Below are 12,339 nucleotides of genomic sequence, written 5' to 3' on the forward strand. Positions count from 1 at the left end.
TAGAGCCTCTTGCCTACGGAAGCCCCGCGAGCCGCAGCAAGGCCGTGGCCCCCGCCGCGCCCACCACGATCAGGACGAACGGCGCGCGGCGCCACGCGAGCACCCCGCCGACCAGCACGCCCGCCGGGCGGGACCAGCCCGCGAAGTCGTGCCCCTCCATCAGCGCGCCGGTGGCGAGCAGCGCGACGAGCAGGACGGTCGCGGCGACGGTCAGCAACTCCTGTACGCGCGCGGGCAGTTCGACGCGCCCGTGCAGCAGGGGCCCGGCCAGGCGGAAGGCGTAGGTGCCGGCGGCGAGGGCCAGGACGCAGGCGAGGTAGGCGTTCATGAGGGGCTCCCGGAGGTGGTGGTGGCCGCGGCCGCGGGCTTGCGCCGCATCGCCACCAGGCCGAGCAGCGCGAGCAGCACCGGCGCGCCGGCCGGAAGCACGGGCGTGGCCGCCACCGCGATCACCGCGCCGAGCGCCCCGGCCCGGCGCGCGTTCCCGTCCCCCCGTACCGCGGGCAGCACCAGCGCGAGCAGCACCGCGGGGAACGCGGCGTCGAGCCCGAACCGCCCGGTGTCACCGAGCGCCGAACCGGCCAGGGCGCCCCCGAGCACGCTGATGTTCCACGCGGCGAACAGCCCGATCCCGGATATCCAGAACGCGGCCTTCCGGCTCCTGCGGTCCGGCTGGGCGAGAACGAACGCGGCGGTCTCGTCGGTGATCAGGTGCGCCCCGATCAGCCGCGCCGCCCAGGACCGGCCCAGGCTGTCGGCGACGGCCAGACTGAACGCCGCCGTACGGGAGTTGAGCAGCAGCCCGGTGGCCGCCGCGGCCGCGGCGCCGCCGCCCCCGGTGAGCACGGCGGCCGCGCTGAACTGGGCGGAGCCCGCGTACACGAACAGGGACATGGTGACCGGCACCCAGAGCGGCAGGCCGCCCGCGACGGCGATCGCGCCGAACGAGACGCCGACGACGAGGTCGGCGGCCCAGACGAGCGCGATGTCGCGCAGGACGCCGGAGGGCAGGTCGGAGAGGCGGACGAACCCCGTCGTTCGGTCTGCGGGGTCATCCGTTCGGTGTGGCGAACACATGGCGGTAGCATGGGCGGAACCGCTCGCGTTCGTCAAGCCGAACGATTGGTACCCTGTAGCGAACGAAATGGCTCGCGAGCGCAGGAAATTCGCGAGCGCAGGAAAAGCGCAGGAAGCGGAGCGCCCCGCATGACCGAAGATGCCGAAGTCGCCGAAGACGCCGACGTCACGCCCTCGCGGATGCCCCGCGAATGGATCGCCGCCGCGCTGCGCCGTGAGCGCACCCGGGCCGGCCTCTCCCTCTCCGAGCTGGCCAAACGCGCCGGAATCGCCAAGTCCACGCTGTCCCAGCTGGAGGCCGCGTCCGGCAATCCGGGCATCGAGACGGTGTGGGCGCTGGCGGTGGCGCTCGGCGTGCCGTTCAGCGTGCTCGCGGAGTCGCCCGGCCCCGCCGTGACCGTGATCCGCGCGGGCGAGGGCCCGACGATGCACGCCGAGCAGGCGTCGTACGCGGGCACGCTGCTGTCCCCGGCCCCGTCCGGCGTGCGGCGCGACATCTACCACGGCGCGATGGAGCCCGGTTCGGTACGCGAGTCCGAGCCGCACATCCCCGGCTCGGTGGAACACCTGATCGTCAGCACGGGCCGCATGCTCGCGGGCCCGAACGGCGAACGGGTGGAACTGGGCCCCGGCGACTACATGTCGTACCGGGGCGACGTCCCGCACGCGTACGAGGCACTGGCACCGGGCACGACGTTCGTGCTGGTGATGCAGCACGTGTAGTTGTTAGCCCGTCCGGCGTTTGAGGACGAGGCCGTTCAGCGGGAAGGGGTGGGATTGGGGAGCCCCCGGCAGGGCCCCACCTCAGCCCCTACGAGGCTTAGGCCCCAACAACTGCTGCCGCAACGCAGTGAGTTGATGCGACGTATCAACGGCCTGCGCCTCGTCCAACGCGGTCAGCGCCAGCAACAGCACATCCGCGACGACGAGGGCGGTGAGCGCCTCGGTCGTTATCCCGGTGGGCGTATGCGGCGCCGTCAGGACGGCGTCCACCCGCCCCCCGTACAACTCCGCCAACTCATCCGTCACCAGCACGACCCGCGCCCCCACCGCCCGAGCCCGCTCGATGAGCACCGAAAGCTCCGGCAGCGCCCGCCCCGGCTGAAAGATCACCACCGCGTCCCCGCGCCGCACCGCGAGCAGATCGTCGGCCAGCGCGAACCCGGTCGCCCCCACATGCCGCGCCCGGCGGCCGATGCGGCCGAGCGCCAACGCCAGGTGCCGCGCGGCCAGTTCGGACGCGGCGACCCCGAAGCAGTGGATGCCGTCGGCCTCGGCGAGCACGCCGACCGCCGTGCGCAGCGCGTCGTCCGGGGTGAGGCGGCGGGCGTGCTCGATGCGCTCCTGCGCCTCGTCGAAGACCTCGTCCCAGATGCCGCCGAGGTCCCGCCCGACGTGCGCGATGCGCTGGGCGAGGCGCACCTCCGGGGCGACCGCGGAGGTGAAGTCGGCCGTCAGGTCGCGCTTGAGCGCGGGCAGGCCCGCGTACCCCAGGCGCTGCAGGGCGCGGACGACCGTGGCGTTGCTCGTCCCGCTGGCCGAGCCCAGCTCCTGCGCGGACGCGAACAGCAGCGACTCGGCGGGCGCCCCCGCCAGATACTGCGCCACCGCGCGCTCGGACGCGGACAGCGTCTCCCACTGGTCCCGCACGGCGGCCCGCAGCCGCGCCAGACCTCTTGCGGCGCCGTCCCCGCCCTCCGGCGGCTCTGAAATCTGCATTACAGCTATTGACTCCCGTGTGATGACCGTTACTCTCCTGGGCAACGCATTCCAAGGAGAGAGAGTTCCGTAACCGACGTTACAGGACGGCGGTCGCGGGGACCTCTCCGTCGCGAGGAGAAGCATGGCACCGCGCACCACCTCCGCAGGCCCGGCCGACCAGGCCAGAACCCTTCCGGTAGTCGAGATATCCGGCACCCCCACCGCCCGCGGCCGCCAGTACGGCGAGGCCGTCCGCCCCCAACTGCGCGCGGCGATCGCGTACTACGAGGCCGCCTTCGGCCGGTCGGCAGGGCTGACCTGGGACCAGGTCACCGCCCGCGCCGCCCGCTGGCTCAAGCCGGTCGAGGACTACGCGCCGCACCTCGTCGAGGAGATGGCCGGGATCGCCGAGGGCGCGGGCGTCGGCCTGCTCGACGTACTCGCCCTGAACGCGCGCGGCGAGGTCATCTACGACCGCTCGTTCAAGCACATGACGGCCTCGACGGACGCCGACGCGACCGCCCAGGCCCCCGCCGACGCGACCGCCCAGACCCCCGCCGACGCGAAAGCCCAGGCCCCCGACGGCTGCACCTCCTTCGCCGCCTACGGCGAGGCCAGCGGCGACGGCCACGTCTACGCCGGGCAGAACTGGGACTGGCGCGCGGGCGTCGCCGAGACCGTCGTGATGCTGCGCATCGTCCAGCCCCCGAAGCCCACCCTGATCATGCAGGTCGAGGCGGGCCAGATCGGCCGCCAGGGCGCCAACTCCGCCGGGATCGCGCTCAACGCGAACGGCCTCGGCGGCCGCTTCAGCGACGCGGTCGGCCTGCCGCAGACCGTCGTACGCCGGAGCGTCCTGGACCAGCACGCCATCACCGACGCCGTGGACGTGCTCTGCCGCACCCGCGCCCACATCGCCTCCAACGCCCTGCTGACCTGCCGCGAAGGCTTCGCGCTCGACCTGGAGACGACGCCCGCCGGGCACGGCTGGATGTACCCGACCGACGGCCTCCTCGTGCACGGCAACCACTACCAGGCGGGCGTCCCGGCCGCCCTCGCCCCCGGCTACCGCCCGATGTCCCCGGACTCCCTCGTCCGCGTCCCGCGCGCCGAACAGGGCCTGCGCGCCCTGCGCACCGCCACCGGCCCCGACGAATCCCTCAAGATCATCAAGCAGGCCATGTCCGACCACCTGGGCCACCCCGAGTCCCTGTGCACGCACCCCGACCCGCGCCGCCCGGAGATCGAGCACTGGGCCACCCTCGTCTCCTCCTGCGCCGACCTGACCACCGGCGACTACCGCGTCACCGCGGGCACCCCCTGCGACCGCGACTACCAGCACCTTCCGTGGAACCTCTACGACGGCCCGTACGGAGACGCCAGATGACCACGAAGCACCGGCGCCGCCGGGCCGCCGCGGCCGGGCTCACCGCCACCACCTTCCTCGCCGCAGCAGGCTGCGCCGGAGCCGACACCTCCGCCCTCGGCGGCAAGCCCGCCGACGCCGCCAAGCTCAAGCTGTCCCCGACCACGGCCCCCGCGCGCGGCCAACTCGACCGCGCCGACTGGCTCCTGGAGGACGAGCCGGACTCGCTCGACCTCGACACCCAGGGCACCAGCGCGGGCCGCGTCGTCCTCACCAACATCTGCGAACGGCTCTACCAGCTCAAGCCCGACATGAGCGTCAAGCCGTTCCTCGCCGAGAAGGCCCGTACGCCCGACAGCCGCACCCTCGTCCTGACCGTCCGCGACGGCGTCACCTTCCACGACGGCTCGAAGCTCACCGCCGCCGACGCCCTGTGGAGCCTGAAGCGGCACGCCGACCCGGACATGGAACAGGCCGACGAGTTCGGCAACGTCACCAAGATGGAGCAGACCGGACCGCGCGAGATCACCGTCCGCTTCAAGCGGCCCGACGCCCTGTTCACCAAGGCGCTCGCCGGGGACGCGGGCATCGTCTGGAACCCGCGCCAAGTGAAGGCCGCGGGCAAGGAGTTCGGCACGCCCGGGCAGGCCGACGCCTGCTCGGGTCCGTACCGCCTGAAGAGCTGGAAGTCCGGCGACTCGATCGGCATCGAGGCGTACGAGGGGTACTGGGGGGAGAAGCCCATGACCCGCCGCGTCGACTTCCGGTGGGCCTCGGACAGCGCTCTGGTGAACTCCCTCAAGACGGGGGCCGCCGACGGCGCGTACGCCGAATCGCCCAACACCGCCGCGGCCCTGCGCACCGCCAAGGGCCTCAAGCAGTACTACGGCCCCTCCACCGCCGCCCTCGTCCTCATCCCGACCGCGCGCGGCGGCCTGAAGGACCCGGCGATCCGGCGCGCCCTGTCCCTCGCCCTGGACCGCAAGGGCATCGCGAACTCCGGTTACGGCGGGCTCGTGCAGCCCTGGGCCGCGCCGGTCGGCACGGGCGCCTGGGGGTACGAGAAGCCGCACTTCGCCGCCGCCCAAAGGAAGTTGACGGCCATGGCGCCAGTCACGCCCACCGCCGACGACCTCGCCGAGGCCAAGAAGCTGGTGAGGGAGGCGGGCGCCCCGGACGACCCGATCGTCATCGGCACCGACAGCAGCCAGGGCCGCACGGTCGTCGCCAACGCCACCCGCGCCGCCCTCCAGCGCATCGGCCTGAAGGCGCAGATCAAGACGGTGCCGCCCGCCCAGTTCGAGGAGTTCTACAGCGACCCCGGCGCCCGCGCCGACATCGACGCCCTGGTCGGCGACTGGTACATCTCCAAGTCCGACCCCATGGGCTTCTACGACAACGGCCTCTCCGACTCCTCCAACAACTGGGTCGGCTTCAAGGACGCGGCGTACGACCGCCTGGTGGGCCGCGCCCTCGCCACGCTCGACGACAAGCGCCGGGCCAGGCTCGCCACCGACATCCAACGGCGGTTCGTGGCCGCCGCCGTATGGATCCCGGTGGCGCAGGTGCCGACGGCGCTCGTCCTCAGCGACAAGCTGACCGGACCGCCCGCCTCGCAGGCGTACCTCTACTACCCGTGGGCCGCCGAGCTCGGCCCGCGAAAGGCCGGGTGAGGGCCATGTCGCTGATCCTGAGACGGCTCGCGGGCGTGCTCGCCACGCTCCTCGCCGCGTCGTTCGTCATCTTCGCCGCCGTGTACGCGGCGCCCGGGGACCCCGCCGTCTTCCTCGCGGGCGGCCGCGACAAGCTGACCCCGGAACGGCTCGCGCAGGTGCGGTCCGAGTACCACTTGGACGAGCCCCTGTTCGTCCAGTACGGCCGCTGGCTGTGGGACTGCCTCCACCTGGACCTCGGCCGGTCCTTCAAGTACAGCGACCAGGTGGCCGACCTGGTGGCCGCCCGCTTCCCCACGACGCTCCAACTCGTCCTGTACGCCACGGCCCTGTTCGTCGTCCTCGGCGTCGGCGCGGGCATCCTGGCCGCCGTGAAGCGGTCCACGTGGGTGGACTCGGCGGTGGTGGGCGCGACGACGCTGGCCGCGTCGGTGCCGTCGTTCGTCGCGGCGATCGCGCTGGTGTCGTTCTTCGGCGTACGCCTCGGCTGGTTTCCCGTGACGGGCAGCGGCTCCGGGTTCTTCGGCACCGTACGCCATCTCACCCTGCCCGCCCTGTCGTTGGCGCTCGGCGCGCTCGCGATCGTCAGCCGGGTCACCCGCCAGGCCATGGCGGACGCGGCGGCCTCCGACCACGTGGAGGCGGCGCGCGCCTCGGGCGTGCCCGAGCGGGACATCGTCCGGCGCCATGTCCTGCGCAACGCGCTCGGGCCCATCGTGACGATGTGCGGCCTGGTCATGGCGGGCATGCTCGCCGGCACCGTCGTCGTGGAGACCGCCTTCGGCCTCAGCGGCATCGGCTCGCTGCTCGTCGGCGCCATCAACACCCATGACTTCCCCGTCGCCCAAGCCGTCCTGCTCCTGATGGTCACCGGATACATCGTGGTCACGACGCTGGTGGACGCCGTCCACCCGCTCCTCGACCCGCGCGTGAAGGGAGCGGCCCGATGACCGCGATCGAGACTCCCGCTCTTTCGGTCCCTGTACGTGTACGCGGACGACGCCCCGTAGGCGTCCTGGTCGCCGGCACCATCCTCGCCCTGGTTGTCATGGCGGCCGTGTGCGCGCCCCTGCTCGCGCCGTACGCCCCCGACACCATCGACCTGTCGTCCTCCCTCGTCGGCACCGGCCGCGAGCACCTCCTCGGCACCGACTCCTCCGGGCAGGACCTGCTCTCCCGCGCCCTGTACGGAGCCCGGAGCAGCCTGATCGCGCCCCTCGCCCTGCTGGCCGTCGCGGCCGTCCTCGGCGTGACGCTCGGGGTGCTCGCGGCCTGGCGGGGCGGCTGGGTGGACGCGGTCGTGTCCCGCCTCACGGACGTGATGTACGCGTTCCCGGGGCTGCTGTTCACCGTCCTGATCATCGCGGTGTTCGGCGCGGGCATGACGACGTCCGTGCTTGCCCTCGGCCTCGCCTTCACCCCGACCATCGCCAAGTACACGCGCTCCCTGGCCCTTTCGGAGGCCCGCAAGCCGTACGTCGACGCGTACCGGGTCCAGGGCATGGGCGGCGTACGCATCTGTACCTGGCACGTCGTCCCGAACCTGGCGCGCGCCATCCTCGGCTACCTGGTGGTCCTCTTCGGCGAGGCCCTGATGTCCCTCGCGACCCTCTCGTACCTGGGCTTCGGTGCCCAACCCCCGTCGTCCGACTGGGGGCTGATGGTGCAGGAGGGCCAGGCGGCGATCGTCCAGGGCGCGATGCTGCCCGCCCTCGTGCCCGGTACGGCCATCGCCCTGGTGGTCGTGTGCTTCAACGTCGTCGGCGTCTGGGCCGCCGACCGCCTGGGGAGGCAGTGATGACCGCAGCACTTCTGGACGTCGCGGACCTGACGCTGCGGATCCCGGGCGCCGCCCGCCCGCTCCTCGACTCGGTGTCCCTGAGCGTCGCCCCCGGCGAAGTCGTCGCCCTGGTGGGGGAGTCGGGCTCGGGCAAGTCGACGACGGCGAAGGCGGCACTCGGACTGTTCCCGCCCGGCTCGACGGCCTCCGGCTCCGTACGCTTCGACGGCACCGAAGTCCTCGGCCTCACCGGCGAACGCCTGCGCGCCCACCGCGCGGGCTCCGTCGCGATGGTCCACCAGGACCCGCGGGCGGCCCTCAACCCGGTGCGGCGCGTCGGCGACTTCCTGGTCGAACGGGGCGCGAGCAGGTCCGAGGCGGTCGAACTCCTCGCCTCCGTGGGCCTGCCGCACCCGGAACGCCGGATCCGCCAGCGCCCGCACGAACTCTCCGGCGGCATGCTCCAGCGCGTCGTCATCGCGGGCGCCCTCGCGGCCGGCCCGCGCCTGCTCCTCGCCGACGAGGCGACCAGCGCCCTGGACGTCACCACCCAGGCCGACATCCTCGCCCTGCTGCGCGAGCTGCGCGCCGAGCACGGCCTCGGTCTCCTCTTCATCACCCACGACCTGCACCTGGCGGCGGCGTACTGCGACCGCGTCTACGTGATGTACGCGGGCCGAGTCGTCGAGTCCCGCACGGCCGAGGCCCTCTTCGCGGCCCCCGCCCACCCCTACACCCGGGGCCTCCTGGCCTGCTCTCCCACCCTCGGCACCCACGCCCCCCTGCACCCCATCCCGGGCCGCCCTCCATCCCTGGCGGACACCCACCAGGGGTGCCCGTTCGTGACCCGCTGCGACCAGGCGTCGCCGAGCTGCGAGACCTGGCAGCCGGAACCACTGCCGCTGCCCGACGGAGGCACGGCCTCCTGCATCAAGGACGGGGTGACCCACGCATGACCGACCGGCTGCTCCAGGCGGAGCACCTCAGCAAGACCTACTCCTTGCCGGGAGGCGGCTCCCACACGGCCGCCGAGGACGTGAGCTTCACGGTCCCCGAGGGCGGGGCCCTGGGCATCGTGGGCGAGTCCGGCTCGGGCAAGACGACGGTGGCCAGAATGCTCGTGGGTCTGGCCCGCCCGGACCACGGCAGGATCACCGTCGCGGGCAGGGAACGCGAACCCCGCGCCCCGAGGGGCAGGACGGCCCGCCTGACCAGGGCGAGGGAGATCCAAATGGTCTTCCAGGATCCCTATGTCTCCCTGGACCCCCGCCTCACCGCGACCCAGTGCCTGCACACGGCCCTGCGCCTGCACGGCAGGCCGGAGTCCGAGGCCGGGCCCCTCCTGGACCGCGTGGGTCTGGGCAGCAGGGAGGCCGACGCCCGCCCGAGGGACCTCTCCGGCGGCCAGCGCCAGCGCCTGGCGATAGCCCGGGCCCTCGCGGTGGACCCGAGGATCCTGGTCCTGGACGAGGCGGTCGCCGCCCTGGACGTATCGATCCAGGCCCAGATCCTCCGCCTCCTGGCGGAGATCAGAAGAGAGACGGCCGTGGCCCTGGTCTTCGTGAGCCACGACCTGGCGGTGGTCCAACACGTCACGGACGAGGTCCTGGTGATGCGCACCGGCAGGGTGGTGGAACGCGGCCCGACCCACAGAGTCCTGACGACCCCCGAGCACCCCTACACCCACCTGCTCCTGGCCTCCGTACCAACAACGGAGGACTGGGACCCGACAGCAGCGGCCCGAGCGAGGGAAAGAGCCGCCGCAACCGAAGAGGGGCCTTAGCCCGTCCGGCGCTTGAGGACGAGGCCGAAGGCCGATGAAGCCGGTCCGGCGCTTGAGGACGAGGCCGAAGGCCGATCAACCCCGCACAAGGCGCCCACGCCAGAAAAAGGCAGGAGCCCCGCTGCCCCCCACGCGGATGCGGGGGGTGCGGGGCACCTTGGGTACTGCTTCCGTTCCGGATCAACCTCGCATTACGCGGGGGTGACGTTCTCCGCCTGCGGGCCCTTCGGGCCCTGCGTGACGTCGAAGGTCACGGCCTGGTTCTCCTCGAGGGAGCGGAAACCGCTGGCGTTGATCGCGGAGTAGTGCACGAAGACGTCGGGGCCTCCGCCTTCCTGGGCGATGAATCCAAAGCCCTTTTCGGCGTTGAACCACTTCACGGTTCCGGTAGCCATAAGCCCTCCTTGGGCCAAAGGGTTGCCCTGCTCCAGAACCTGCGATTGTTGAAACAACTGCAAAAGTCTGAAAACGACGAGAGCCTGCGGGTCACATGCGCTCCGCAGGCTCTGTACTGCAAGGGAAACCAAACTGCAACTTGCGGCGAGCTTAGCACGCAGGCACCCGGAAGCAATAGGGATCAAGATCACGTCACCCGGAGGTTTGATGTGATCTCGAGGAGGGTTGACGGAAGCCCCTCCGGGGCCCCCGGCGCCCGCACCGTACCGGGACAGGGCTAGCCTCACCGATGTGGACAATTCTCCCGCAGACACCTCGCACGCCGGCACCACGGACGCGGCCGGATCGGCCCGCACCGCACGGCCGCGCGTCGGCCACATCCAGTTCCTGAACTGCCTGCCCCTCTACTGGGGCCTGGCCAGGACCGGCACCCTCCTCGACTTCGAGCTCACGAAGGACACCCCGGAGAAGCTCAGCGAGCAGCTCGTGCGCGGTGAGCTGGACGTCGCGCCGGTCACGCTGGTCGAGTTCCTGAAGAACGCCGGCGAGCTCGTGGCCTTCCCGGACCTCGCCGTGGGCTGTGACGGCCCCGTCATGTCCTGCGTGATCGTGTCGCAGGTGCCGCTCGACCGCCTGGACGGGGCGCGGGTGGCCCTCGGCTCGACCTCGCGCACCTCCGTACGCCTGGCGCAGCTCCTGCTGGCCGAGAAGATCGGCGTACGGCCCGACTACTACACGTGCCCGCCGGACCTCGGCCTGATGATGCAGGAGGCGGACGCCGCCGTCCTCATCGGCGACGCGGCGCTGCGCGCGAACCTCATCGACGGCCCCCGGCTCGGCCTGGAGGTCCACGACCTCGGCCAGATGTGGAAGGACTGGACGGGCCTGCCGTTCGTCTTCGCGGTGTGGGCGGCGCGGCGCGACTACCTCGCGCGCGAGCCCGAGGTCGTACGCGAGGTGCACCAGGCGTTCCTCTCCTCGCGGGACCTGTCCCTGGACGAGGTCGCGAAGGTCTCGGAGCAGGCGGCCCGCTGGGAGGCGTTCGACGCGGGTGTCCTGGAGCGGTACTTCACGACGCTCGACTTCCGCTTCGGCGGCGCGCAGCTCGAGGGCGTCGCGGAGTTCGCGCGGCGGGTCGGGCCGACGACGGGGTTCCCGGCGGACGTACGCGTGGAACTGCTCCAGCCGTAGCCCGGGCGCGGGAATTCGCTTTCACGAAATCGGGTACGCCGTCCGTCATCCAGGTGCTCTATTCGGCTGCCCCGATATGTCACTTCCGTCGCAATAGAACTTGTCGTCGGGATTGAGGCCGGGTAACACGACGATGAATGGCGTGCCGTGTTCCGCGCGAACCGCGCGTCCCGTTCCGCGCGAACCGCAAGCACCGCCGCCCGCGTCCTCGCATAGGCTGGCCGGCAGCACTGGCATGCGGCGGACGCCGGGGGAGTCGGCGGGTCACCGCATGGGGCACGCGGCATGCGGACAGCGCATCTGGGGGAGGGCTTCGCCATGCACCCGCTCGAACCGGACGAACCCACCACGATCGGGCCCTATCGCCTGCTCGGGCGGCTCGGCTCCGGCGGCATGGGCCGGGTCTATGTGGGCCGCAGCACGGGCGGCCGCACGGTGGCCGTGAAGATCGTGCATCCGCACTTCGCCCTCGACGAGGAGTTCCGCGCCCGCTTCCGCCGCGAGGTCGAGGCGGCGCGGCGGGTCGGCGGCGACTGGACGGCCCCGGTCCTGGACGCGGACCCGGAGGCGTCGGTGCCGTGGGTGGCGACGGGGTACGCGGCCGGCCCGTCGCTGACGGAGGCGGTGCGGGACGCGGGCCCGCTGCCCGAGCACTCGGTGCGCGTCCTCGGCGCGGGCCTGGCGGAGGCCCTCGCGCACGTCCACGGCCTGGGCCTGGTGCACCGCGACGTGAAGCCGTCCAACGTCATGCTGACCCTGGACGGCCCGCGCCTGATCGACTTCGGCATCGCACGGGCGACGGACGGCACGGCGTCCCTCACCTCGACGGGCGTCTCCATCGGCTCGCCCGGCTACATGTCCCCGGAACAGATCCTCGGCAAGGGCGTCACCGGCGCGGCCGACGTCTTCTCCCTCGGCGCGGTCCTGGTCTACGCCGCGACGGGCGGCTCCCCCTTCCCCGGCGACTCCTCCGCCGCGCTCCTCTACAAGGTCGTCCACGAGCAGCCCCAACTGGACGCGATGAGCGGCGACTTGCGCGAACTCGCGGCGGCCTGCCTGGCCAAGTCGCCCGAGGAACGCCCCGCCCCCGCTGCCGTGGCCCACCGCCTCGCCCCCGCAGGCGCGGCCGCGCTGGTCTCGGCGGGCTGGCTGCCGGGGCCGCTGGTGGAGCGGGTGAGCCGGAGCGCGGTGCGGCTCCTCGACCTGGACGCGGGGGCGGCTGGGCCGTCCGGCGCGGGTTCCGGTGCGGTGGGCGGTGCTCCGGTGCCGGCCTCGGGGCCGGTGCCGTTCAGCGGGCCTGCGGTGGGGGTGTTCGGGCCGCCGGACGCGTCGTACGGAGAGGGGGCGGCGGCGCCCGCGACGGGCAGCGGGC

13 protein-coding genes are annotated in these 12,339 nt (G+C 72.6%); 9 read left to right on the top strand and 4 right to left on the bottom strand.

All coding sequences use genetic code 11. The features are described from left to right. Positions 1 to 13 precede the first annotated feature (13 nt). Together STRAU_RS37615 and STRAU_RS37620 are read right to left on the bottom strand one after the other, a co-directional pair. Positions 14 to 328 carry an AzlD domain-containing protein gene (locus tag STRAU_RS37615; RefSeq protein ID WP_016645633.1) on the bottom strand — a complete coding sequence of 105 codons (315 nt, stop codon included), beginning with the start codon at positions 326 to 328 and terminating at the stop codon, positions 14 to 16. Continuing rightward, positions 325 to 1,077 carry an AzlC family ABC transporter permease gene (locus STRAU_RS37620; protein WP_016645635.1) on the bottom strand — a complete coding sequence of 251 codons (753 nt, stop codon included), beginning with the start codon at positions 1,075 to 1,077 and terminating at the stop codon, positions 325 to 327. Before STRAU_RS37620 ends, STRAU_RS37615 begins: the two co-directional genes overlap by 4 nt. Positions 1,078 to 1,206: 129 nt before the next feature. On the opposite strand from STRAU_RS37620, the gene STRAU_RS37625 reads away from it, so the two are divergent. Beyond that, positions 1,207 to 1,800, top strand: a complete 594-nt coding sequence (locus STRAU_RS37625; RefSeq protein ID WP_016645634.1) for a helix-turn-helix domain-containing protein — start codon at positions 1,207 to 1,209, stop codon at positions 1,798 to 1,800. Between the two features lie 81 nt (positions 1,801 to 1,881). Here the strand turns inward: STRAU_RS37625 and STRAU_RS37630 are convergent, their stop codons facing one another. Next, complete coding sequence (locus tag STRAU_RS37630) at positions 1,882 to 2,796, bottom strand: MurR/RpiR family transcriptional regulator (RefSeq protein WP_016645636.1); 915 nt, start codon at positions 2,794 to 2,796, stop codon at positions 1,882 to 1,884. A gap of 124 nt (positions 2,797 to 2,920) precedes the next feature. Between STRAU_RS37630 and STRAU_RS37635 the strand changes: the two genes are divergently transcribed. Genes STRAU_RS37635 through STRAU_RS37660 form a run of 6 tightly spaced genes read left to right on the top strand, consistent with a single transcriptional unit; the run spans position 2,921 to position 9,380 of the window. Then, positions 2,921 to 4,165 carry an acyl-CoA--6-aminopenicillanic acid acyltransferase gene (locus STRAU_RS37635; protein ID WP_016645637.1) on the top strand — a complete coding sequence of 415 codons (1,245 nt, stop codon included), beginning with the start codon at positions 2,921 to 2,923 and terminating at the stop codon, positions 4,163 to 4,165. After that, a complete protein-coding gene (locus tag STRAU_RS37640; protein ID WP_016645638.1) occupies positions 4,162 to 5,817 on the top strand; it encodes an ABC transporter substrate-binding protein in 1,656 nt (551 codons plus the stop codon). The genes STRAU_RS37635 and STRAU_RS37640 overlap by 4 nt, the downstream gene beginning before the upstream one ends. Positions 5,818 to 5,822: 5 nt before the next feature. Beyond that, a complete protein-coding gene (locus STRAU_RS37645) occupies positions 5,823 to 6,767 on the top strand; it encodes an ABC transporter permease (protein WP_016645639.1) in 945 nt (314 codons plus the stop codon). Then, the gene (locus tag STRAU_RS37650; RefSeq protein WP_016645640.1) at positions 6,764 to 7,615 is read left to right on the top strand and encodes an ABC transporter permease; all 852 of its coding nucleotides are present in this window, start codon (positions 6,764 to 6,766) and stop codon (positions 7,613 to 7,615) included. The genes STRAU_RS37645 and STRAU_RS37650 overlap by 4 nt, the downstream gene beginning before the upstream one ends. After that, on the top strand, positions 7,615 to 8,553 hold the full coding sequence (locus tag STRAU_RS37655) for an ABC transporter ATP-binding protein (RefSeq protein WP_037664557.1): 939 nt from the start codon (positions 7,615 to 7,617) through the stop codon (positions 8,551 to 8,553). Before STRAU_RS37650 ends, STRAU_RS37655 begins: the two co-directional genes overlap by 1 nt. Beyond that, the gene (locus STRAU_RS37660; protein WP_016645642.1) at positions 8,550 to 9,380 is read left to right on the top strand and encodes an ABC transporter ATP-binding protein; all 831 of its coding nucleotides are present in this window, start codon (positions 8,550 to 8,552) and stop codon (positions 9,378 to 9,380) included. Before STRAU_RS37655 ends, STRAU_RS37660 begins: the two co-directional genes overlap by 4 nt. A 191-nt stretch (positions 9,381 to 9,571) precedes the next feature. Here STRAU_RS37660 and STRAU_RS37665 read toward each other — a convergent pair whose 3' ends face one another. Then, positions 9,572 to 9,775 (bottom strand): cold-shock protein, encoded by a 204-nt coding sequence (locus STRAU_RS37665; protein WP_016645643.1) that lies wholly within the window; start codon positions 9,773 to 9,775, stop codon positions 9,572 to 9,574. 379 nt (positions 9,776 to 10,154) lie between these two features. Between STRAU_RS37665 and STRAU_RS37670 the strand changes: the two genes are divergently transcribed. Both STRAU_RS37670 and STRAU_RS37675 read left to right on the top strand, forming a co-directional pair. Further along, on the top strand, positions 10,155 to 10,967 hold the full coding sequence (locus STRAU_RS37670; protein WP_397893537.1) for a menaquinone biosynthetic enzyme MqnA/MqnD family protein: 813 nt from the start codon (positions 10,155 to 10,157) through the stop codon (positions 10,965 to 10,967). Between the two features lie 318 nt (positions 10,968 to 11,285). Next, on the top strand, positions 11,286 to 12,339 hold a 1,054-nt coding region (locus STRAU_RS37675), incomplete at its 3' end, for a serine/threonine-protein kinase (RefSeq protein WP_158692211.1).

This window comes from Streptomyces aurantiacus JA 4570 (genome assembly GCF_000414115.1).
Classification (GTDB): domain Bacteria; phylum Actinomycetota; class Actinomycetes; order Streptomycetales; family Streptomycetaceae; genus Streptomyces; species Streptomyces aurantiacus_A.

Coding starts and splice junctions, on each gene's coding strand:
- STRAU_RS37665 (WP_016645643.1), bottom strand. CDS start 9,775: ATGGCTACCGGAACCGTGAAGTGGTTCAACGCCGAAAAGGGCTTTGGA.
- STRAU_RS37615 (WP_016645633.1), bottom strand. CDS start 328: ATGAACGCCTACCTCGCCTGCGTCCTGGCCCTCGCCGCCGGCACCTAC.
- STRAU_RS37620 (WP_016645635.1), bottom strand. CDS start 1,077: ATGTGTTCGCCACACCGAACGGATGACCCCGCAGACCGAACGACGGGG.
- STRAU_RS37635 (WP_016645637.1), top strand. CDS start 2,921: ATGGCACCGCGCACCACCTCCGCAGGCCCGGCCGACCAGGCCAGAACC.
- STRAU_RS37660 (WP_016645642.1), top strand. CDS start 8,550: ATGACCGACCGGCTGCTCCAGGCGGAGCACCTCAGCAAGACCTACTCC.
- STRAU_RS37625 (WP_016645634.1), top strand. CDS start 1,207: ATGACCGAAGATGCCGAAGTCGCCGAAGACGCCGACGTCACGCCCTCG.
- STRAU_RS37650 (WP_016645640.1), top strand. CDS start 6,764: ATGACCGCGATCGAGACTCCCGCTCTTTCGGTCCCTGTACGTGTACGC.
- STRAU_RS37640 (WP_016645638.1), top strand. CDS start 4,162: ATGACCACGAAGCACCGGCGCCGCCGGGCCGCCGCGGCCGGGCTCACC.
- STRAU_RS37630 (WP_016645636.1), bottom strand. CDS start 2,796: ATGCAGATTTCAGAGCCGCCGGAGGGCGGGGACGGCGCCGCAAGAGGT.
- STRAU_RS37655 (WP_037664557.1), top strand. CDS start 7,615: ATGACCGCAGCACTTCTGGACGTCGCGGACCTGACGCTGCGGATCCCG.
- STRAU_RS37645 (WP_016645639.1), top strand. CDS start 5,823: ATGTCGCTGATCCTGAGACGGCTCGCGGGCGTGCTCGCCACGCTCCTC.